Source organism: Lamprobacter sp. (genome assembly GCF_034860625.1).
Taxonomy (GTDB): Bacteria; Pseudomonadota; Gammaproteobacteria; order Chromatiales; family Chromatiaceae; genus Lamprobacter.
Window position 1 is genome coordinate 43,862 of the sequence record NZ_JAYESN010000002.1, and the last position, 20,128, is coordinate 63,989.

Sequence of the window (20,128 nt, forward strand, 5' to 3'; positions counted from 1 at the left end):
ACCGACGTCGATGTTCACCACGAATCCTTTTGCTGAAGTCTCCACCTTCATTCCGACTGCAATCATGCAGGGTTATATCCTTCTGATGATCCTGCTGGTCGTTGGCGGAACGATCGTCGATATGGTGCTCAAAAAGAACGCCCAGTACTTTTTCGAGAACACGCGCAAGGCGAAAACACAAGCCAAGCGCAGTCTGAGCGGTGCCGAAAAGGCATCACTCGCCGCTCAAACACTCGCCAAGGAGGTCCTAACCTCGGGCGAGTTCGCTAACCCACAACGTAGGCTCTCCCACCTGCTCACCATGTACGGGTTCATCCTGTTCGTGGCGACCACAGCGATCCTCATCTTTGGCTACCCGACGCCGGCTGACCAAGCCCCTGCCATTTGGCCGCTTCTCTGGCATCTGGGCGCTCTGATGCTCTGCTTCGGAGGCTATTGGTTCTGGTTCCGCATCCGCGTCGACGTCTCCGCCGAGGGCAACCCTTGGTACCGCATTGTGCGCGCGGACCTCTTCATCCTGTCGCTCCTTGCCATGGCCACCTTCGGCTTGATCTGGTCGCTGCTTCAATCCATTGGTATCGGTGGACTCGCTACCCTGTTCTTCGTGTTGTTCATCGCCGCGACCACCTTCCTATTTAGCACTGTTTACTGGTCGAAGTTCGCGCACATGTTCTTCAAGCCCGCTGCGGCCTATCAGAAGCGGGTGATCAAGGCCGATGGCTCGAGAGAGAATCTGCCAGAAATTCCAGAGCTCACCGACCCCGCAGTCAAAGAAATGTATCCGGATATTCCGGAATACATGGGCGAGAAACCACCCTATATGGGGCTTGGCATCAATCGCGAAGCGCCGAGTCACTATTAATCAGACGATCGCCCAAGAACACCAGCCCTTTTAAGGTGACGAAATTCACCTGACTGCAAGCCCCTGATTCTTCGTCAAGGTGCTTGCGACGGATCGCGTGGTTCGGTGACCGGCAGATTCACATGGAATCGTAAGTCGCTGATTTTAAATGTTGCTTTTATGCACCTTAAAAGGGCTGCCCAAGAACACCTATCAAGGGGATTCATATGCCTACTTTTGTCTACATGACGCGTTGCGACGGCTGCGGAAACTGTGTCGACATCTGCCCGTCCGACATCATGCACATTGATCAGACAGTGCGCCGCGCTTACAACATCGAGCCGAACATGTGCTGGGAGTGCTACTCCTGTGTCAAGGCTTGCCCGCATCAGGCGATTGACGTGCGCGGCTATGCGGATTTCGCCCCACTTGGCCACTCGGTGCGCGTGCTTCGAGATGAAGAGAAAGGGGTCATTGCCTGGCGGATCAAATTCCGCAATGGCAAAAAGGACATGAATTTGCTGGCTCCAATCACTACGAAACCCTGGGGTCAAGGTATTCCTAAACTCGCTGACGAACCTGAACCGAGCAACGAGGCGCGTGACAGTCAACTACTCTTCAACGAGCCGAAATACATTCGTCTTGATGATGGCGGCTTGCATACGCTCAAGTCCAACGGCCTGAAAATGAAAGAAGGGGTTTACTACTGATGCGTCACGAAACCATTGTTGAAGACGGCATTGACGTACTGGTGGTCGGTGCAGGTCTGGGAGGCACTGGTGCCGCTTTTGAAGCTCGGTACTGGGGCAAAGACAAAAAGATTGTGATTGCCGAAAAGGCAAATATTGATCGTTCAGGCGCTGTCGCTCAGGGCCTCTACGCGATTAATTGTTACATGGGAACCCGGTTCGGGGAGAACAACCCTGAAGATCATGTACGTTACGCGCGCATCGATCTCATGGGCATGGTGCGCGAAGATCTGCTCTTTGATATGGCTCGTCACGTTGACTCGACGGTGCATCAGTTCGAAGAGTGGGGGTTACCCCTGATGCGCAACCCTAAGACCGGCGCCTACCAGCGCGAAGGGCGCTGGCAGATCATGATTCACGGCGAATCCTACAAGCCGATCGTCGCCGAGGCCGCGAAGAAGTCTGCGGATAAGGTCTTCAACCGCATCTGCGTGACCCATCTTTTGATGGACGAAGCCAAGGAGAACCGCGTGGCTGGCGCCGTCGGCTTCAACGTTCGGACAGGCAACTATCATGTCTTCAAGTCGAAGACGGTGATTGTTGGCGCCGGTGGCGCATCGAACATCTTCAAGCCACGCTCGGTCGGCGAAGGGGCCGGTCGTGTCTGGTATGCCCCTTGGTCGTCGGGCTCCGCCTATGGTCTGCTGATTGAAGCCGGCGCCAAGATGACACAGATGGAGAACCGCATCGTCCTGGCGCGCTTCAAGGATGGCTACGGCCCGGTCGGCGCCTACTTCCTGCACCTCAAGACCTATACCCAGAATGGCCTGGGCGAAGAGTACGAATCCAAGTGGTTCCCGGCACTTCAGGAGATGGTGGGCAAGGAATACCTCGACGTCGAGGCCTCGCACAGAACCCATCGCCCGATTCCCACCTGCCTGCGTAACCACGCCTTCATCAATGAGGTCAATGCGGGTCGCGGTCCGATCCACATGGTGACCATGGAAGCCTTCCAGGACCCGCATCTCGAAGAGATCGGCTGGCATAACTTCCTCGGCATGACCGTTGGCCAAGCCGTACTCTGGGCAGCGACTGATGTCGACCCGAAATACGAGAACCCGGAGCTGACGACCTCAGAGCCCTATGTGATGGGCTCTCATGCGACCGGTTGCGGCGCTTGGTGCTCTGGCCCTGAAGACGTCTCACCCGATGAGTACTTCTGGGGCTACAACCGCATGACCACGGTGGCCGGTCTCTTTGGTGCCGGCGATGCCGTCGGCGGCACTCCGCATGCCTTCTCCTCGGGCTCCTTCACTGAAGGTCGTCTTGCGGCCAAGGCCGCCTGCAAGTACATCGATGATGGCAAGGCGGAAGGCATTCAGGTCTCCGACGCGCAGATCAATCGTCGCAAGCAAGAGATCTTTAAGCCGATGGAGCATTACAAGGTCTATCGGAACGAGATCACGGCTGGCTCGGTCAATCCGAACTATATCAACCCGCGTCAGGGCCTGGATCGCCTGCAGAAGCTGATGGACGAGTACGCTGGCGGTGTCACGGTCAACTACATGACCAACGAAAAGCTGCTGAATATCGGTCTCAAGAAGATCAAGCTGCTCGAGGAAGATCTTGAGAAAATCGCAGCAGAAGACATCCATGAGCTGATGCGCGCATGGGAGTTGAAGCACCGCATGCGGACGTCTGAGTCCGTGCTGCAGCACACCTTATTCCGCAAGGAGACACGCTGGCCCGGTTACTACTACCGCGGCGATGCGATGAAGCTGGATGATGAGAACTGGCATGTACTGACGGTGTCGCGTCGTGATCCGAACACCGGCGAGTACACCATGGAAAAGGCGCCTTGCTACCACTTGGTCGATGAGGCTGAGGCCGAGGCTGCCTAAATCGTCAGCCTGAGGGCCGACTGAGTCGACTGGGGCCCCCGATCACTCGGGGGCCTTGTCAGGCCTCGCTCAGAAGCAAGATTAATGGCGCTTTTGTCATGGTCTTGAGATTAGGATCGGCTGCCAGCCTGTTTGCGGATTGAGATTTGCCAATGAACATCATTGAGAAAACCGACGATGAGTTACTGGAGATCGCCATCCCGATGTGGGATGACCTGATTAAGTACTCAAATAAGGGCCAGTATGGCAAATTTATCCGTCATTTTTCCTATCACCTATTACTTGGCCTCAACGAAGTCGAAGTAGGCAAGCAGTTCGCAAAAAGCGAGCTCACAAGGAGCCTTTCAACAGACTATGATTTTCTTGGCTTTATTCGTCGTGGCGAGCATGTGAGCTGCCTATTTCGCGTCCGCAGCACCAAGAAAGAAGGCGAATGGCTCGGACGCATGGTTCTAGGCTACGAAAACGACGAAGTAAAGATCTTTGCTGCATCCGTTTTTTAATGACCATGCCTGAAAAGATTGAAGACAATAAGTACGTGGAGCTAACCTACCAGGTTCTCGATGGAAAAACCGGACAGGTCTTGACTGGGGTCGAATTTCCGATCGGCTATGTGCATGGAGCCAACGAAGTCTTATCACCTGCCGTCGCGGACGAGCTGGCCAGCAAATCGGCGGGCGACATCATTGAAGTGCCCATCGATGGGGACAGCTTATATGGCCCAAGAGATGAATCCTTGGTCATTACCGACTACATCGAGAATGTTCCCGAGGAATACCGGGAGCTTGGCACGACGATTCTTATGGAAAATGACAGGGGTGAAACCAAGCGCTTTTTGGTGACCCGGAAAGATGACACGACATTAACGATCGACGGCAACAATCCGCTGTGCGGCAGAGAAGTCATTTTTCGCCTGGAGGTCATCAAGGTTCGGGATGCAACGCAAGAGGAGCGAGAAGCAGGTGGCAAGATTGATCCAGGCCCTGATCTCACCGGTTTCGCTCTCAAAGGCAGGCTGCGCGAACTCCATTGACCGGTACCAGATACACCGGCATGGCCACATTCTCATGGGATCGTCAGTCATCTGGGAGGGGCTGGCGTCAACTTTCCGATCCTCCCGTTTTCACCCTTTTATAGAGGTAGGTTATGAGCGAAGCACCCAAAACCCGACCCAAGGTTCCCGAGGGCAGCGCGCGCTATCTGATCACGCGCCAGAAGGACGCCAATGAAAAAGGCTTTGTCGGCTATGAAACAATCTGGGAGTCGTTTCAGAAGGAGCAAAAGTACTCGACGCCCAAACGCCCATAAGTCCATCCGCCGCGCGATCAACATCGCTCGCGCGGCCAGAGCCTTCCAAGAAAGCATCCATCAACGACTTCCCAATTTGAGAGCCTCTGTCCGGTCATCATCAGGAAGGAGAGAGTGGACAGTGACTCAGGCCTTACTCGAGCTGTTGGATAGCGAATGCCATCTGCTCAAGATCGCCGAAGATCCAGGTCGCAGCGGGGGCGCCAAGTCCGGCTACGGTGCCAGGATTGACGAGCCAGGTCTTGCCGCCTTTTACCGTATCCACACAGCTGACCCCCGGTTCATGACTGTGCCCACAACAGACGAGATCATGGTCGCCCGCACAGGCAAAGGCCTGACCAATGTGCGGGTAGTGGGTCATGAAAATACGCCGCCCCGCCAATTCGAGACTCGCATCGTTACCATAGTAGGAGAGCTGCCCCTCTGAGCGGCACGCCAGACGCGAAATCGAGACTGGATCACCAAGATTGTTGCCGTGGATCACATGAATCGGCAGGTTCAGTTTAAGCGACGCCAGTAGTGTGTTGGTCCCAATCAGATCGCCACAATGCAGAACGCATTCCGCGCCACGGGTCTTAGCCTCGGCAATCGCCGTCGCAAGCATGGGACCGCGGTCATGGCTGTCCGAAACAATGCAGATCTTCATGAGGATCACTCAACCCCAGTCAACCCAGTATTCAGGCCCGATCGTTCAAGTCGCGGACGCCTTGAGGATGCCCCGATCGACAAGATAATCAATGACTTCGCCTGCAAGGGCTTCTGGGGTCTGTTCGCTCGCCTTTAAGGTCAACTCGGGCGCCTCGGGCGCTTCGTAGGGATCATCAATGCCGGTAAAGTGGCTGATCTCGCCCGCCCTCGCCTTCTTATAGAGCCCCTTGGGATCTCGCTGCTCACAGATCTCAAGCGGCGTATCGACGAACACCTCGATGAAGTCTCCGTCGCGCATCGTCGCCCGAACGCGGTCCCGGTCCACCCGGTAGGGACTGATGAAGGCTGTCAACGCAATGGTCCCGGCTTCGCAGAACAACTGCGCCACGGCACCGATACGACGGATGTTCTCTTCCCGATCAACGGCGGTAAAGCCCAAGCCAAAGCGCTCGGCAAACTCGTCGCCATGAGTCTCCTTCAGAAGGCTACGGCCCGCATTCAGTCCGTGTCGGACGTTATCACCATCAAGCACGGCACTCTTGGCCCCACGGGCTGAGAGCATGTGGTCGAGCACATTCGCCAGCGTACTCTTGCCCGATCCACTGAGGCCGGTAAACCAGATCACGCAACCACGGTGGCCATGCAAGCGCTCACGCTCTTCACGGGTCACCCGATGCTCGTGCCAGGTAATGTTAGTCTCGTTCTCCATCAGCAATCGATTCCCGCTATTAGAGGATCGGCCCTTCGCTGAGGCGGCCTGATCGCAATGTGGTAAGACACCCTGTTGCCGGATCATCACAACGTTCCCGCATCAAGGTTACAGGCAGCATCCAAAGCACCCCGCCGAACGATCAGCAGTCGGCACCTACGACACCGCCCGCTAGGCTACTGCAGGGCTCGCGCTCTGGCAATCGCGCTGAAAGTTTGAACGGGTCGACAATCTTGAGTGTTTGCGAGCAAGGGTTCTGGACAAAAGCGCATCAGTGAATTAGTATTTACTTATTCACTAACAAACCGGAGGCTGGCAATGTTGATCAATTGTCGAACCATGCGTGCTGCCGTCCTGCTTTCTGCCGCGCTACTGGCGACTGGCGTCCTGCTTGGGGTCATCGCCATGACGACAGCGCTCAGTATACCGACCAGCCAGTTCGCCTTGGTGTTGGTCCTGTCTGCTGCGCTACTCCTAGCAGTGACCTTTCTAGTCGCCCTAATCCCAGGCGTTTCAAGGCACATGGACGAATGCCGGCATTAACCAAGCATCCCTGACTCCCCACCGGAGGAAGGTTCTAGCCCATCGACATAACGCTCGCGCGACGCGCGAGCGCGCTCAAAGAGCGCAAGCAGGCCCTCCGCATCAGCAGAGTCTATGGTGTTTGCGAGCTCACGGATCTCGTCGCCAAAGCAACCTAGCATCGCGCTCAAGGCATCGGCGTTCGCAAGACAGATATCACGCCACATTTCCGGACTCGATGACGCGATGCGAGTAAAATCGCGAAAGCCGCCTGCGGCATAGCGAAAAATGTCATCATGACTCTGCATCCGTGCGAGCCTGTCGACCAGACAAAACGCCAACATGTGCGGCAGGTGACTGGTCGCGGCAAGCACCTCATCGTGATGCTTGACGCTCATCTCGGTCACCTCGGAGCCCACCTGCTCCCACATCGCTCGCACCCGTGCGACCGCCCATGGGTCGGTCTCTGGAACTGGCGTCAGGATCACCCGTCGATTCTGGTACAGCTCAGGAAAAGACGAGCTGACACCACTGCGCTCGGTCCCTGCGATTGGATGTCCAGGCACTAGCCATGGCGGAACCCGACCGAAGACGCGATGAGCATCGACCAAAACGCTACCTTTGACGCTGCCACCATCGGTCACCACGGCATGTGCCGGAAGCCGTTCCTTGATCTGCGCAAAAACCCCTGCGATCGCCCCCAAAGGCACAGCGATAAACACCATGTCGGCATCCGCGACGGCATCCGCTGGATCTCGAGCGTAATCGTCAATCACACCCAATTCTAGCGCAAGCTCAAGGTTCTCTATAGAGCGACCGCAGCCAATGATCTCACCCACGGCATCAGCCGCCCGTAAGGCTCGCGCCAATGACCCACCGATGAGGCCAACGCCGATCACTGCGAGGCGCTTGATCATCACCCAGCTCCAGAAGCGTTCATTTGGTCGAGCACCCGAGCGAGTGCCGCCAGCAGGCGGTCGTTTTCTTCGGCCAGGCCTATACTAATGCGCAGATGCCTCGATAAGCCATAATTCGCAACCGGCCGACAGATCACGCCCTCACGCAGCAATGCCTGATCGATGGGGCCCACGGGCTGGCCAAGGTCGAGTGTCAAAAAATTACCCACCGATGGAATCGAATCGAGGCCCAAATCATCGAGACCCGCCTTCAAACGCGCCATCTCGAGGCGATTATGCGCTCTCGAGCGTTCAACGTGCTCAAGATCAGCCAGTGCCGCCGCCGCTGCAGCCTGTGCCGGGGCATTCACATTAAAGGGCTGCCGCACCCGGTTCATCAGCTCGGCAGCATGCGGATGACTCAGGCCGTAACCGACCCGTAGCGCGGCAAGGCCATGAATCTTGGCAAAGGTGCGGGTAACGATGAGGTTCGGAAAAGCCTTCAGCCAGCGCGTCGTATCCGGATAATCGGCCTCGTCGACATACTCGAAATAGGCCTCATCGACCACGGCCATACAGTGCCGAGGCAGCGCCGACAAGAAGGCACGCAGCGGCTCGGCAGCGAGCCAGGTCCCAGTCGGGTTGTTCGGGTTGGCAATCCAGACCACCCCAGTGCGCTCGTTGACCAGTGCCGCCATCGCCTCGAGATCCTGGCCAAAATGCTGCGCCGGAGCCACGCGCGCGCGCGCGCCAACGGCCATGGTCGCGATCGGGTAGACGGCAAAGGCGTACTCGGAGAACACCGACTCCCGGCCTGGCTGCAAGAAGACGCGCGCGACCAAATCGAGTACGTCGTTAGACCCATTCCCAAGCGTCACCTGCTCCAGCTCGACGCCATGATGCGACGCGATCGCCCGTCGCAGCGCGAACCCGCCACCATCCGGATAGCGGCCCAGCTCAGCCGCCGCCGCCACATAGGCAGCGCGTGCTGCCTCACCGCAACCCAGCGGATTCTCGTTGGACGCCAGCTTGATCGAGCCAGAAATACCGAGCTCACGCTCAAGCTCAGCCACCGGCTTTCCCGGCACATAAGGCGTTAGCTCCGCAATCTGCGGCACGGCAAGGTCCAAAAACTGATTCGTCACGGATAACACTTCTCAGCAGCGACAACGTACCCTTCACTCTTCCTAAAGCACCGCCTCCGGATAGGAGCCAAGCACCTTGCAGAGGTTAGCCGCCCCCTTCAGCTCAGCGAGCGCGGCCGCAACCTCGGGCGATTGCCGGTGCCCGCAGACATCGACAAAAAAGACATAATCCCACACGCCTTGGCGCGAAGGGCGCGACTCGATTCGGGTCAGACTCAGGCCCTGCTTGGCAAAGGGCGTCAATAATCGATTCAGACCGCCCGCCTCATTGCGGCAGGACAGCAGCATGCTGGTCTTGTCATGCCCGCTCGGCGGCGAATCCTCGGGGCCGATGACCAAGAACCGGGTAGTATTGCCAGGCTCATCCTCGATGCGCTGAGCAAGTACCTGCAGCTCATAGAGCTCTGCCGCCGCCTCGCTTGCCACCGCCGCCACATGGGTGTCCGCTGCCGCCAACTTGGCCGCATCGGCATTCGTGCTGACCGCTACCCGCTCTGCATTGGGCAGATACCGATCAAGCCAACCGCGGCATTGGGCCAATGATTGCTGATGCGAGTAGACCTTGCGCACCGCACTCAGATCCTGAGCATTCGACAGCAGATGATGATGAATGCGCAGCGTCACCTCGCCAGCAATCAGCAGCGGCGAGCGCATGAACATGTCAAGCGTGTGATTGACGACCCCTTCGGTCGAGTTCTCGACCGGTACCACGCCATAGTCACAGGCGCCCGCCTCCACCTCGCGAAAGATGTCACCGATGGCGCCAAACGGCTGGGCATGGACCGAATGGCCAAAATGTTTCAGCGCCGCAGCCTGAGTAAAAGTACCCTCAGGTCCTAGGTAACCAACCTTGAGGGGCTTCTCGAGCGCTAGACAGGCCGACATGATCTCGCGGAACAGCCGCGCGACCTCTTCGCCGTCGAGCGGGCCGGGATTCTCGGCCTTGATCCGGCGCAAGATCTCGGCTTCGCGCTCGGGTCGGTAGTATTTGACCGAGTCGCCGTGAGCATCCTTGATCTTTGCCACAGCCTGGGCGCAAGCAGCGCGCTCGGAGATCAGCCGCAACAGATCAGCATCGATAGCGTTGATCCGCTCGCGTACCTGTTGGAGCTGATCGTCGCTGGTCATGAGTCCCGGTAACACCTGTTGATCACAGAAACCTCCGCTCGATCACCCTGGGCCAACATCGTCTCAGGCTTGCACGGCATCAGGCAGGCAACGCACTGACAACACACCATCAATGCCGGCAATGCGCTGAACCGTCTGCTCCTGACAGGGCTTGTCGATATCGATCAGCGTCACCGCCAGATCGTCGCGCGAGCGGTTCAGCATATCGATAATATTCAAGCCATCCTCGGCGAGATCGGTCGAGATTTGCCCGAGCATATTCGGCACGTTGCGATTCACCACCACCATCCGATGCCCACCGTTGCGCGGCAGATGGATCTCAGGAAAGTTGACCGAATTGCTGACGTTGCCATCTTCGAGATAGGCGCGCACCTGATTCGCCACCATCACCGCGCAATTCTCCTCCGCCTCGCAGGTCGAAGCGCCCAAGTGCGGCAGGCTGACCACGCGCGGATGCGCCTTCAACAGATTGCTGGGGAAATCGCAGACATAGGCGTAGAGCTTACCGGCATCGAGCGCGGTGACCGCGGCATCGTCATCGATAATGCCATCGCGGGAGAAGTTAAGCAGAACCGCCCCATCGCGCATGCTCTGGATGCGCTCGGCATTGATCATGTGCCGGGTCTTGTCGGTCAATGGCACATGGAAGCTCATGAAATCAGAGCGCGAGACCAGGTCGTCGATCGACAGCGCCCGCTCGACATCGGCCTCCAGTTTCCAGGCACTGCGCACGGTGATGCTGGGATCAAAGCCGATCACCTTCATGCCGAGCGCCCGTGCGGCATTGGCGACCAAGACGCCAATCGCCCCCAGTCCAATCACGCCCAAGGTCCGGCCCGGCAGCTCGAAGCCGACGAACTGCTTCTTGCCAGCCTCGACCGCCTTACCGATCGCAGCATCATCGCCCTCGAGCTCGCGGGCAAACTGCCAGCCCTGGGCAATATTGCGCGCCGCCAGCAGCATGCCGGCCAGCACCAGCTCCTTGACCGCATTGGCATTGGCGCCGGGGGCGTTGAACACCGCGATGCCGCGCTCGGTCATCGCTGGCACCGGGATGTTGTTCACGCCCGCACCAGCGCGGCCGATCGCCTTCAGACTCGCGGGCACCGGCAGATCGTGCATCTTTGCCGAACGCACCAGGATCGCATCAGGGTGGCTGAATTCGGATGCAATCTCGTACTGCTCGCGTGGCAGCCGATTGAGGCCCGCCACCGAGATGTTGTTCAGTGTCTGGATCTTGTACACCCCATTCACCCCTTGGTCCGCTCGAACTCAGCCATGAAGGCGATCAGCGCATCGACACCGGCCTCTGGCATCGCATTGTAGATGCTTGCGCGCATGCCGCCGACCGAGCGATGGCCCTTCAGCGTCAGCATCCCGGCCGCCTTGGCCCCAGCGAGGAAATCGGCATCCAGCTCAGGATCGGCGAGCGTGAAGGGCACATTCATCCAGGAGCGCGACGCCGGCTCGACCGGATTGGCGTAGAAGCTGGAGCCGTCGATCGCCGCATAGAGCTTCTCGGCCTTGCGTCGGTTGATCTCGCCCATGCCCTCAAGCCCACCAAGATCCTTCAACCATTGGAACACCAGACCGGCCAGATACCAGGCATAGGTCGGCGGCGTGTTGTACATCGAGCCGCTGTCGGCGTGGACACGATAGTCGAACATGGTCGGGGTGCCACTCAGCGGCTCGCCGATCAAGTCGTCACGCACGATCAGGATGGTCAGCCCAGCCGGCCCGATGTTCTTCTGCGCACCGGCGTAGATCAACCCGTAGCGCGAGACATCGATCGGCCGCGACAGCAGGGTCGAGGACATATCGGCCACCAGTGGCACCGAGGACTCGGGGATGTAAGGGAACTCCACGCCCTCGATCGTCTCATTCGGCGTGTAGTGCAGGTAGGCGGCGTCCTCAGACAGCGTGAGCTCCGACTGTGCAGGAGCACGCACGAAACGCTCGGGCTGAGTGCTGGCCGCGATATGGACGGCACAATACCGATGCGCCTCTGCAATGGCCTTTTTCGACCAGCTGCCGGTGTTGAGGTAATCCGCCTGACCCGCGCGCGCGGACAGATTCATCGGCACCATGGCGAACTGGCTTGAAGCACCTCCCTGTAGGAACAGCACCCGATAGCCTTCTGGTATCGCGAGCAGGTCACGCAGATCCTGCTCGGCCTGCTCGGCAATGCTCATGAACTCTTTGCCCCGGTGGCTCATCTCGGCCACGCACATGCCGCTGCCATTCCAGTCCAGCATCTCTTCCTGGGCTTGGCTGAGCACGGGCTCTGGCAGCATCGCCGGGCCGGCGCTGAAGTTGTAGGGTCGAGACATCAGCGGTACCTTCTTCTGGATTCAATCAGTGGGATACGGGCGGTTGGATAGGGGTGCGCATCAGTCGAGATCACCATCATCGCCGGCACCAGTTCCAGCCGGACCATCTCCGGGCGAATCCTCGCCAAGCACATCACCATCGTTGGGATCGCGCCCATCATCGTCACCGTTCAGGGCAATGATGCGCTCGATGCCAGCCAGACGCTGATTGTCGCCGAGATTGATCAGTTTCACACCCCAAGTGTTACGGCTCAGGATGGAGATAGCATCAACCCCCGTGCGCACCAGGGTACCGGCCTCGGTGATCAGCATGATCTCATCGCCCGGTCGCACCAGCACCGCGCCAACCTGCTCGGCATTGCGCTCGCCGATGCGCATCGAGATCACGCCTTTGGTCCCACGGCCCTTGGTCGGGAACTCCTCAATCGGGGTGCGCTTGCCCTGGCCATTGGCGCCAACCGTGAGCACGGTACCAGGCTCGGCGACCAACAGCGAGATCACGCGCTGGCCTTCGCCAAGCGTGATGCCACGAACGCCGTGCGCCGTGCGGCCCATCGAGCGCACCTCGGACTCGTTGAAGCGCACCGCCTTACCCGCGGAGCTGAAGAGCATCATATCCTGTCGACCGTCGGTCACCGCAACGCCAATCAGATACTCGTCCTCGTGCAGATCAATCGCGATCAAGCCGCGCGACAAAGGGCGCGAGAAGTCCGACAAGGGCGTCTTCTTGACCGTCCCTTTGCTGGTAGCCATGAAGACGAAGCTGCCCTCCTCGTACTCCGGCACCGGCAGCGTGGCGTTGATGCGCTCGCCCTTCTCCAGCGGCAGCAGGTTAACGATCGGCCGACCGCGGCCACCATAGCTCGCCTGTGGCAGCTCGTAGACCTTGAGCCAATAGACCTTGCCGTGGCTCGAGAAGCAGAGCACGGTGTCATGCGAGTTGGCAACGAAGAGGCGGTCGATGAAATCCTCGTCCTTCAAGTTCGACGCACTGCGGCCCTTGCCGCCCCGGCGCTGTGCCTGATACTCGGCGATCGGCTGGGCCTTAACATAGCCGGCATGCGAGAGCGTCACCACCACGTCTTCCGGTGCTATCAAGTCCAGCAGTGAGATATCGGCCTGATCCTCAATGATCTCAGTCCGACGTTGATCGGCATATTGATCGCGGATCGCGGTCAGCTCATCGCGAATCACCTGCATCAGCCGATCTGGATCACGCAGAATCGATAGCAGTTCGGCGATGGTCTCGAGGATGGCCTCGAATTCCTTGATGATCTTGTCTTGCTCGAGCCCGGTCAAGCGCTGCAACTGCAGGTCGAGGATCGCCCGCGCCTGACGTTCGCTCAGCCGATACTGCCCGTCGTCGCGCAGCCCGAAGCCGGCCTCCAAGTCGTCTGGCCGGGTCTCATCCGCGCCAGCACGCTGGAGCATCCCGGCCACCTCGCCAGCGGCCCAATCGCGCGCCATCAGTCCTTCGCGCGCATCCGCAGGGCTGGCCGAGGCCTTGATCAGCGCGATGACCTCGTCGATATTGGCCAATGCGACCGTATAGCCCTCCAACAGATGGGCGCGGTCGCGCGCCTTGCGTAGCTCGTAGATGGTGCGGCGGGTGACGACATCGCGGCGATGGCGCAAGAAGTACTCAAGCATCTGCTTGAGATTCAGCGTGCGCGGCTGACCGTCGACCAGGGCGACCATGTTGATGCCGAACACGGTCTGCATCTGGGTGTGCTGAAAGAGGTTATTCAGCACCACATCCGGGTAATGATCACGCTTGATCTCGATCACGACCCGCATGCCGTCTTTATCCGACTCGTCGCGCAGCTCAGCGATCCCCTCGAGCTTCTTCTCGCGCACCAGTGCGGCCATCTTCTCGAGCATGCGCGCCTTGTTGACCTGATAGGGCAGCTCGGTGATGACAATCGCCTCACGCTTGCTGCGCGACTCGGTCTCCTGATGGGTGCGCGCGCGCAGCCGAATCCGGCCGCGACCGGTGCGATAGGCCTCGCGGATGCCACGAATGCCGTTGATGATCGCCGCGGTCGGAAAGTCCGGCCCGGGCACGATCTCCATCAAGCGCTCGATCTCAACCAGCGGGTTCTCGATGACCGCCAAACAGGCGTCGATGATCTCGCCGAGGTTGTGCGGTGGGATGTTGGTGGCCATGCCCACCGCGATGCCAGCGGCGCCATTGACCAAGAGATTCGGGAAACGCGCCGGCAGAACCGTCGGCTCCTGCTCGGACTCGTCATAGTTGGGGATAAAATCGACCGTCTCTTTATCGAGATCATCGAGCAGCGCGTGGGCGATGCGCGCCATGCGCACCTCGGTGTAGCGCATGGCTGCTGGCGAGTCGCCATCAACCGAGCCGAAGTTGCCCTGGCCGTCGACCAGCATATAGCGCATCGAGAACGGCTGCGCCATGCGCACGATGGTGTCGTAGACCGCAGTATCGCCATGCGGATGGTACTTACCGATGACGTCACCAACCACGCGCGCAGACTTTTTATAGGGCTTGTTCCAGTCGTTGCCGAGCACGTTCATCGCGAACAACACACGCCGATGCACCGGCTTGAGTCCGTCGCGCACGTCCGGCAGCGCCCGCCCGACGATCACGCTCATCGCGTAGTCGAGGTAAGACTGGCGCATCTCGTCTTCGAGATTGACCGGCAAGACTTCTTTTGCGAAATCGGCCATCGCTCTTTATAGACTTCCTAAAACGGGGTGTAGGCGCCTGGCAGGCAGCCATCGGACACTGCCAGCAACCGGGGAAAAGCGCTAGAAAACAAGCGGCGCTCAAATCAACCGACGACCGGGCGAGCACAAGCCAGGCACAACAGTGACAGGACGCTCTATCGCAATCGATAAAAGCCCTTCATCATAGCACTCACAGCGGACCAGGATCATGCCCGCTCGCGCTCCGCATGCAAGGCATCATGAATCTGGCGTGCCAAGGCCTGACTGATGCCATCAACCCGAGCGATGTCATCTGGTGCTGCGCGCGCCAGCCCACGCAGCCCGCCAAAGGCGCGGAGCAGATTCTGCCGGCGCTTCGGGCCGACCCCCGGAATCTCCTCAAGCGTCGAGGTCTTGCGTGCCTTATCACGCCGCTGGCGGTGACCGGTGATGGCAAACCGATGTGCCTCATCACGGATCTGCTGCACCAGATGCAGCGCTGGGGAATCAGCACCGGCGATGATCGGTGTTCCGCCCTCGGCCAGCCACAGTTGTTCAGCGCCGGCCTTGCGATCCGGCCCCTTGGAGACGCCAACCAGTCTGAGCCCGTCGATCCCGAGGTCGTCGAGCACAGCCGCGACCGCGCCGAGCTGGCCTTTTCCGCCATCGATTAACAGCAGGTCAGGCAACGGCACCTCTCCGGCCAGCACCCGACGGTAACGACGCTGGAGCGCCTGCTCCATGGCCGCATAGTCATCGCCTGGGGTGATGCCCTCAATGTTGAAGCGTCGATAGTCGGACTTGCGCGCCCCTTGGTCGTCAAAGACGACGCAGGAGGCGACCGTCAACTCGCCACGGGTGTGGCTGATGTCGAAGCATTCCATGCGCCGCGGAAGATCATCGAGACCGAGCAGATCGCGCAATGCCTCGAGTCGGCGTGCATAGCCGGCACGACTGCTGAGCCGCGTCTTCAATGCCAGCACGGCATTGTTGACGGCCATCTCAACCCAGCGCGCACGCTCAGCGCGTAACCGATGCTTCAGCGACACGCGCCGCCCGGCGCGTTCACTGAGCGCTGCGGTCAGGAACTCGGCCTCGTCCGGCTCAGCATTCAGCAGAACCTCAGGCGGGATCTCCTTATCGACGTAGAACTGGGTCAAGAAGGCCGAGAGCACCGCCGCCTGATCCGCATCGTCGGGAACCTGCGGAAAGAAGGCCTTGTTGCCAAGGTTGCGCCCGGCACGAATGAAAAAGACCTGAACACAGACCGTCCCGGCCTCCTCCACCGCCGCAACGATGTCAACGTCGCCGCCCTCTGCCGTGACGTATTGGCGTTGCTGAATACGCTGCAAGGTCGCGATCTGATCGCGCAGCGTCGCAGCACGCTCGAACTCGAGCGCGGATGCGGCCTGCTCCATGCGCTGGCCAAGCTCGGCGATCACCTCGTCGGTGCGACCCTCCAAAAACTTGATGCTGTCCTCGACGTCGATCGCATAGTCTTCAGCGCGGACAAGCCCTACGCAGGGACCCGTGCAGCGCTTGATCTGGTGCTGCAGACAAGCGCGTGTCCGGCTGCGATAGAAGCTATCACGGCATTGGCGCACCGGGAACAATTTCTGCAGCAGCTGCAGTGTCTCACGCACCGCCCAGGCACTGGGATAGGGGCCAAAGTAGCGACCCGGTCCCTTGCGCGGACCACGATAGAAGGACAGCCGCGGAAACGCATCCTGGGTGCTCAGATAGATGAACGGGTAGCTCTTGTCATCGCGCAGGAGCACGTTGAAACGCGGACGATAGGTCTTGATGAGGTCGCTCTCGAGCAGCAACGCCTCACCCTCGGTACGGGTCACTGTGACTTGAATGTCGGCGATCTGCGCAACCATCACCTGCAGGCGCCGGTTCAGTGCGCGGCCGAAATAACTGCTGACGCGGCGCTTCAGGTTTTTCGCCTTACCGACATAGAGCAGGCTGCCGGCCTCATCGAGCATGCGGTAGACACCCGGATCGGTTGGAATCTGAGTCAGGGCGGTGCGATGATCGAAGGACGACATAGGGCGCGCTTGAGGTCATGGAGGGCGATAAAAGGCCGAGCGCCAATTATACCGAGGTGCCAGCAACCCGAGACTGGTGCTGCCGCAGCCGCTCCCGTATCCTGCTGGAATGCACCTTCCAGACTATCAAGGCGGCAGCATCGTCAATTTGATGCAGTCGCTAATCGGCGCACGCGGGCATCGATCTGGCGATGTAGAACCCTATCCCGAGGCCCGGTTGTTGCCCGCGACCGAGCTCCTCGAAGCACGTCATCTCGTGCTGCTGGTGATCGACGGACTCGGCGACGACTGGCTGCAGCGCCGCTCACCTGATGGGCCCTTGGTGCGGCATCGGCTCGGCGCCCTGACATCGGTCTTCCCCTCCACCACTGCCTCTGCAATCACCAGCTATCTCACGGGTGATGCGCCGCAACAGCATGCCATGACCGGCTGGCATATGTGGCTCAGCGAGCTTGGGGCCGTGCTCGCCGTGTTGCCAGGCACCCCCAGGTATGGCGGCAGCGGCTATCGACAGGCCGGCATCGATGTCCAACAGCTCTATCGCCATCGCTCGCTCTTCGCCTGCTTGAACGGGGCATCCGCAGTAGTCTCACCCCGCGCGATCGCCCGCTCAGCATACAACCTCGCCCACCTCGGACCGGCTCAGCTGCACCCCTACAAGGGGCTCCCGCAGATGTTCCGAGTAATCGCCAAGACCCTGAAGCGGGCGCGCGAGCCAACCATCCTTTACGCCTATTGGCCTGATCTCGATCGCATAGGTCACAACCATGGCATCGAGAGTCCACAGGCAATCGCTCACCTCAGCAGCATCGAGCAAGGCATCCATCAGCTGATGCAACGGCTCGCTGGCAGCGACACCCTGCTCCTGGTCTGCGCTGATCATGGCCAAATCGACACCAAACCCTCACAGCTGACTGAACTCAGCCTCAAGCCCGAGCTGGTTGACTGTCTGCGCATACCCCTCTGCGGCGAGCCACGGGCGGCCTATTGCTACCTCGTTCCAGATCAACGCGCGCGGTTCGAGCAGCTCTATTCCGAACACTTGGAGTCGCATTTCTGGCTCTTCCCCAGTGAAGCGCTGATCGCGCGTGGATGCTTTGGGCTTGGACCCGCTCACCCGCGCTTGCACGAACGCATCGGCGATTATTGCCTGATCGCACGCGACCAGGCCGTGCTCCATCAACAGTTGATCGGCGACAAACCCTTCCGACAGATCGGCGTCCACGGTGGCCTCAGCTCAGCCGAGCTGATGGTGCCGCTGTGTCGCTTCGATGCCTGATCAAGGCGATCGGTCATCAGCCGCTGTAGCCAACGATAGCCAACAGCGGGGTGACTGCGGCAATCGGCAGCGCGTTATACTCTCGCCCCGCTCCCCACGCTCTACTCCGGCGCCCACTCCGACGCCTTGCTCGCCACGCCTTGCTCGCCACTAACCGCTCACCACGAACCGCTGTTGAGGAACTTGCCGAATGGACGCTGTCCAGATCCTTCTGCTCGCCACGGTGCAGGGCTTTACTGAGTTCCTGCCGATCTCAAGCTCTGCACACCTCATTCTCACGCCACTTGTCTTTGGCTACGCACTCCAGAGCCTCTCCTTCGATGTTGCCGTTCACGTCGGCACGTTGGCTGCGGTCATGCTGTACTTCCGCCACGAGCTCGCAACCATGACGCTGGCCGTCATCGGTTCGATCCGTCAGCGCTCGCTCGCCGATCAAGATGCCCGTTTAGCAGGGATGATCCTGATCGCAACCCTTCCTATCCTCGCACTGGGTCTCCCTCTCAAATCACTCCTCGAGTTCATTCGGGAGGAGGATCGTCTGGTCGAGTTGGTGATCGCGGGAACGACCATTGGTTTCGGCCTAATGCTCTGGCTGGCCGATGGTATCGGCAAGCGCAGGCGCGACGAATACAGACTCGGCTGGCGCAGTGCCTTGCTGATTGGCCTCTTTCAGGCTATCGCGATCATCCCTGGCACCTCACGCTCGGGCATCACCATCACCGCGGGTCTGTTCCTGGGACTGACCCGTAAGGCAGCCTCGCGCTTTTCCTTCCTCCTCTCGATACCGACCATCCTGATCGCTGGACTCTTAGAGACCAAAGCATTGATCGCATCGCCTGAGCCCGTCGCTTGGGGGCCGCTCCTGCTTGGCGCCGGTCTTTCTTTTATCGTTGCCTATCTGACGATCCATTTCTTTCTGCGTTTCATTGAGCGGATCAGCATGGTTCCCTTCGTGGTCTATCGCCTGCTGCTCGGACTGTTCATCTTCTGGCTGGTCTTACTCTAAGGGGTTACGCATGGTTGAACTCTTTGCCAGCGGTCGGATCATCGACCTGATCTTGATTTTGGTTCTGGTCGAGGCACTTGTGTTTGGACTCGCGCAGCGGCTTGGCAAGCAAACGCCCAATTTGACCGACCTATTACCCAATCTAGCGGCAGGGTTCTTGCTGCTCCTGAGTCTGCGCGCAGCACTCGCCAATGCGCATTGGGTCTTGATTGCTCTCCCGCTCGGTCTTGCGCTACTCGCTCATCTCCTAGACCTAGCGGGACGCTGGCCAAAACGCGATCCCAAGGGAAGGATGATCACTGATGAGCAAAAACAGTGCCCATAAAAAAAGCAGCCATACGGCTGCCTTTTCTTGGCTACGCTGGGGCACACATTATCGCGTACCCCAGCGAATGCCCTGCGAAACGAGCGAGCTCGATGCGCTAGACGAGGCCGAGCTGCTGAGAAACAACTTGGCTGACTGCAGGAATGCCGTCGCCGAGCCAGTTGAAATCCGCAGTGCTTAGCAGGATGAAGTGGATCAGCAAGCCAAGGATGAACAGGAAAATAGCGATCGCCACCAGGGTGCGGCGCGGATCGAAGATTTGCCAGAGCTTATGCATAGTGAAATTCCTCTGCGTTAATCGCTACGTCGACGAGCACCATTTGCATGAATAGTGCTCGCGATGCCAGGTTCGCAAGCGCGTCAGCTCTTTACAGCCAGGGGCGCCAGAGCCAAGCCAGCACGTGAGCAAAAATGACCACACCAAAAAAAGCGGTCATGCTGGACGTGAAGATGCCGTGGAACTCCTGGGCCTCTTCTTCGGTCAGTCCGGTCAGGCTCTTAGGATCAGCCATGGATTTAACCTCCGGTTTTCATAAAGGGCCTCTCGGCCATCGTCCGCGTACACCCCCGCGGCGGGGTTGCCCTCTAGGGCTTGCTATACCAAGATAAACACTCGGTAACAGCATGCACCAACAATGGGTGCACTGGTGACAATCGCTAGGCGATGATCACCA

Annotated in this window: 21 protein-coding genes; 10 read left to right on the forward strand and 11 right to left on the reverse strand. The window is 59.3% G+C overall.

Going from position 1 to position 20,128, the window contains the following annotated elements; translation table 11 throughout:
- The first annotated feature begins 10 nt into the window (after positions 1-10).
- From VBE63_RS00770 to VBE63_RS00795, 6 genes are all read left to right on the forward strand, one after another.
- On the forward strand, positions 11-862 hold the full coding sequence (locus VBE63_RS00770; RefSeq protein ID WP_323681079.1) for an adenylyl-sulfate reductase: 852 nt from the start codon (positions 11-13) through the stop codon (positions 860-862).
- Between the two features lie 206 nt (positions 863-1,068).
- A complete protein-coding gene (gene aprB / locus VBE63_RS00775) occupies positions 1,069-1,551 on the forward strand; it encodes an adenylyl-sulfate reductase subunit beta (RefSeq protein WP_323681080.1) in 483 nt (160 codons plus the stop codon).
- The gene (aprA, locus tag VBE63_RS00780; protein ID WP_323681081.1) at positions 1,551-3,431 is read left to right on the forward strand and encodes an adenylyl-sulfate reductase subunit alpha; all 1,881 of its coding nucleotides are present in this window, start codon (positions 1,551-1,553) and stop codon (positions 3,429-3,431) included. The genes aprB and aprA overlap by 1 nt, the downstream gene beginning before the upstream one ends.
- A gap of 152 nt (positions 3,432-3,583) precedes the next feature.
- The gene (locus VBE63_RS00785) at positions 3,584-3,934 is read left to right on the forward strand and encodes a hypothetical protein (protein WP_323681082.1); all 351 of its coding nucleotides are present in this window, start codon (positions 3,584-3,586) and stop codon (positions 3,932-3,934) included.
- Between the two features lie 5 nt (positions 3,935-3,939).
- Positions 3,940-4,464 carry a peptidylprolyl isomerase gene (locus VBE63_RS00790; RefSeq protein ID WP_323681149.1) on the forward strand — a complete coding sequence of 175 codons (525 nt, stop codon included), beginning with the start codon at positions 3,940-3,942 and terminating at the stop codon, positions 4,462-4,464.
- A 113-nt stretch (positions 4,465-4,577) separates the two neighbouring features.
- Positions 4,578-4,739, forward strand: a complete 162-nt coding sequence (locus VBE63_RS00795; RefSeq protein WP_323681083.1) for a hypothetical protein — start codon at positions 4,578-4,580, stop codon at positions 4,737-4,739.
- 133 nt (positions 4,740-4,872) lie between these two features.
- On the opposite strand, the gene VBE63_RS00800 is transcribed toward VBE63_RS00795, so the two are convergent.
- Positions 4,873-5,385, reverse strand: a complete 513-nt coding sequence (locus VBE63_RS00800; RefSeq protein WP_323681150.1) for a metallophosphoesterase family protein — start codon at positions 5,383-5,385, stop codon at positions 4,873-4,875.
- 45 nt (positions 5,386-5,430) lie between these two features.
- On the reverse strand, positions 5,431-6,099 hold the full coding sequence (gene cysC, locus VBE63_RS00805; RefSeq protein WP_416274491.1) for an adenylyl-sulfate kinase: 669 nt from the start codon (positions 6,097-6,099) through the stop codon (positions 5,431-5,433).
- Between the two features lie 315 nt (positions 6,100-6,414).
- On the opposite strand from cysC, the gene VBE63_RS00810 reads away from it, so the two are divergent.
- Positions 6,415-6,639 (forward strand): hypothetical protein, encoded by a 225-nt coding sequence (locus VBE63_RS00810; RefSeq protein WP_323681085.1) that lies wholly within the window; start codon positions 6,415-6,417, stop codon positions 6,637-6,639.
- On the opposite strand, the gene VBE63_RS00815 is transcribed toward VBE63_RS00810, so the two are convergent.
- From VBE63_RS00815 to uvrC, 7 genes are all read right to left on the reverse strand, one after another.
- Positions 6,636-7,535, reverse strand: coding sequence for a prephenate dehydrogenase (locus VBE63_RS00815; RefSeq protein ID WP_323681086.1), 900 nt, complete (start codon positions 7,533-7,535; stop codon positions 6,636-6,638). The genes VBE63_RS00810 and VBE63_RS00815 overlap by 4 nt on opposite strands.
- Positions 7,535-8,659, reverse strand: coding sequence for a histidinol-phosphate transaminase (gene hisC / locus VBE63_RS00820; RefSeq protein ID WP_416274487.1), 1,125 nt, complete (start codon positions 8,657-8,659; stop codon positions 7,535-7,537). Before hisC ends, VBE63_RS00815 begins: the two co-directional genes overlap by 1 nt.
- 42 nt (positions 8,660-8,701) lie before the next feature.
- Complete coding sequence (pheA, locus tag VBE63_RS00825; protein WP_323681088.1) at positions 8,702-9,787, reverse strand: prephenate dehydratase; 1,086 nt, start codon at positions 9,785-9,787, stop codon at positions 8,702-8,704.
- 63 nt (positions 9,788-9,850) lie between these two features.
- A complete protein-coding gene (locus VBE63_RS00830; protein WP_323681151.1) occupies positions 9,851-11,032 on the reverse strand; it encodes a phosphoglycerate dehydrogenase in 1,182 nt (393 codons plus the stop codon).
- Between the two features lie 5 nt (positions 11,033-11,037).
- Entirely contained in the window at positions 11,038-12,117 is a 1,080-nt protein-coding gene (gene serC / locus VBE63_RS00835; RefSeq protein ID WP_323681089.1) for a 3-phosphoserine/phosphohydroxythreonine transaminase, read from the reverse strand.
- A 60-nt stretch (positions 12,118-12,177) separates the two neighbouring features.
- Positions 12,178-14,814: a DNA gyrase subunit A gene (gyrA, locus tag VBE63_RS00840; RefSeq protein WP_323681090.1), complete on the reverse strand. Its 2,637-nt coding sequence runs from the start codon at positions 14,812-14,814 to the stop codon at positions 12,178-12,180.
- Between the two features lie 206 nt (positions 14,815-15,020).
- Complete coding sequence (gene uvrC, locus VBE63_RS00845) at positions 15,021-16,844, reverse strand: excinuclease ABC subunit UvrC (protein WP_323681091.1); 1,824 nt, start codon at positions 16,842-16,844, stop codon at positions 15,021-15,023.
- A 109-nt stretch (positions 16,845-16,953) separates the two neighbouring features.
- On the opposite strand from uvrC, the gene VBE63_RS00850 reads away from it, so the two are divergent.
- The 3 genes from VBE63_RS00850 to VBE63_RS00860 all read left to right on the forward strand — a co-directional run bounded on the left by VBE63_RS00850 (position 16,954) and on the right by VBE63_RS00860 (position 19,454).
- The gene (locus VBE63_RS00850; protein WP_323681092.1) at positions 16,954-18,123 is read left to right on the forward strand and encodes an alkaline phosphatase family protein; all 1,170 of its coding nucleotides are present in this window, start codon (positions 16,954-16,956) and stop codon (positions 18,121-18,123) included.
- A 190-nt stretch (positions 18,124-18,313) separates the two neighbouring features.
- Entirely contained in the window at positions 18,314-19,129 is an 816-nt protein-coding gene (locus VBE63_RS00855) for an undecaprenyl-diphosphate phosphatase (RefSeq protein ID WP_323681093.1), read from the forward strand.
- A 10-nt stretch (positions 19,130-19,139) separates the two neighbouring features.
- Positions 19,140-19,454: a hypothetical protein gene (locus tag VBE63_RS00860; RefSeq protein ID WP_323681094.1), complete on the forward strand. Its 315-nt coding sequence runs from the start codon at positions 19,140-19,142 to the stop codon at positions 19,452-19,454.
- A 97-nt stretch (positions 19,455-19,551) separates the two neighbouring features.
- On the opposite strand, the gene pufA is transcribed toward VBE63_RS00860, so the two are convergent.
- Entirely contained in the window at positions 19,552-19,731 is a 180-nt protein-coding gene (gene pufA, locus VBE63_RS00865; RefSeq protein WP_323681095.1) for a light-harvesting antenna LH1, alpha subunit, read from the reverse strand.
- 91 nt (positions 19,732-19,822) lie between these two features.
- The gene (gene pufB / locus VBE63_RS00870; RefSeq protein WP_200344977.1) at positions 19,823-19,966 is read right to left on the reverse strand and encodes a light-harvesting antenna LH1, beta subunit; all 144 of its coding nucleotides are present in this window, start codon (positions 19,964-19,966) and stop codon (positions 19,823-19,825) included.
- Positions 19,967-20,128: the final 162 nt, after the last annotated feature.

Coding starts and splice junctions, on each gene's coding strand:
- VBE63_RS00770 (WP_323681079.1), top strand. CDS start 11: ATGTTCACCACGAATCCTTTTGCTGAAGTCTCCACCTTCATTCCGACT.
- aprB (WP_323681080.1), top strand. CDS start 1,069: ATGCCTACTTTTGTCTACATGACGCGTTGCGACGGCTGCGGAAACTGT.
- aprA (WP_323681081.1), top strand. CDS start 1,551: ATGCGTCACGAAACCATTGTTGAAGACGGCATTGACGTACTGGTGGTC.
- VBE63_RS00785 (WP_323681082.1), top strand. CDS start 3,584: ATGAACATCATTGAGAAAACCGACGATGAGTTACTGGAGATCGCCATC.
- VBE63_RS00790 (WP_323681149.1), top strand. CDS start 3,940: ATGCCTGAAAAGATTGAAGACAATAAGTACGTGGAGCTAACCTACCAG.
- VBE63_RS00795 (WP_323681083.1), top strand. CDS start 4,578: ATGAGCGAAGCACCCAAAACCCGACCCAAGGTTCCCGAGGGCAGCGCG.
- VBE63_RS00800 (WP_323681150.1), bottom strand. CDS start 5,385: ATGAAGATCTGCATTGTTTCGGACAGCCATGACCGCGGTCCCATGCTT.
- VBE63_RS00810 (WP_323681085.1), top strand. CDS start 6,415: ATGTTGATCAATTGTCGAACCATGCGTGCTGCCGTCCTGCTTTCTGCC.
- VBE63_RS00815 (WP_323681086.1), bottom strand. CDS start 7,535: ATGATCAAGCGCCTCGCAGTGATCGGCGTTGGCCTCATCGGTGGGTCA.
- pheA (WP_323681088.1), bottom strand. CDS start 9,787: ATGACCAGCGACGATCAGCTCCAACAGGTACGCGAGCGGATCAACGCT.
- serC (WP_323681089.1), bottom strand. CDS start 12,117: ATGTCTCGACCCTACAACTTCAGCGCCGGCCCGGCGATGCTGCCAGAG.
- gyrA (WP_323681090.1), bottom strand. CDS start 14,814: ATGGCCGATTTCGCAAAAGAAGTCTTGCCGGTCAATCTCGAAGACGAG.
- uvrC (WP_323681091.1), bottom strand. CDS start 16,844: ATGTCGTCCTTCGATCATCGCACCGCCCTGACTCAGATTCCAACCGAT.
- VBE63_RS00850 (WP_323681092.1), top strand. CDS start 16,954: ATGCACCTTCCAGACTATCAAGGCGGCAGCATCGTCAATTTGATGCAG.
- VBE63_RS00855 (WP_323681093.1), top strand. CDS start 18,314: ATGGACGCTGTCCAGATCCTTCTGCTCGCCACGGTGCAGGGCTTTACT.
- VBE63_RS00860 (WP_323681094.1), top strand. CDS start 19,140: ATGGTTGAACTCTTTGCCAGCGGTCGGATCATCGACCTGATCTTGATT.
- pufA (WP_323681095.1), bottom strand. CDS start 19,731: ATGCATAAGCTCTGGCAAATCTTCGATCCGCGCCGCACCCTGGTGGCG.
- pufB (WP_200344977.1), bottom strand. CDS start 19,966: ATGGCTGATCCTAAGAGCCTGACCGGACTGACCGAAGAAGAGGCCCAG.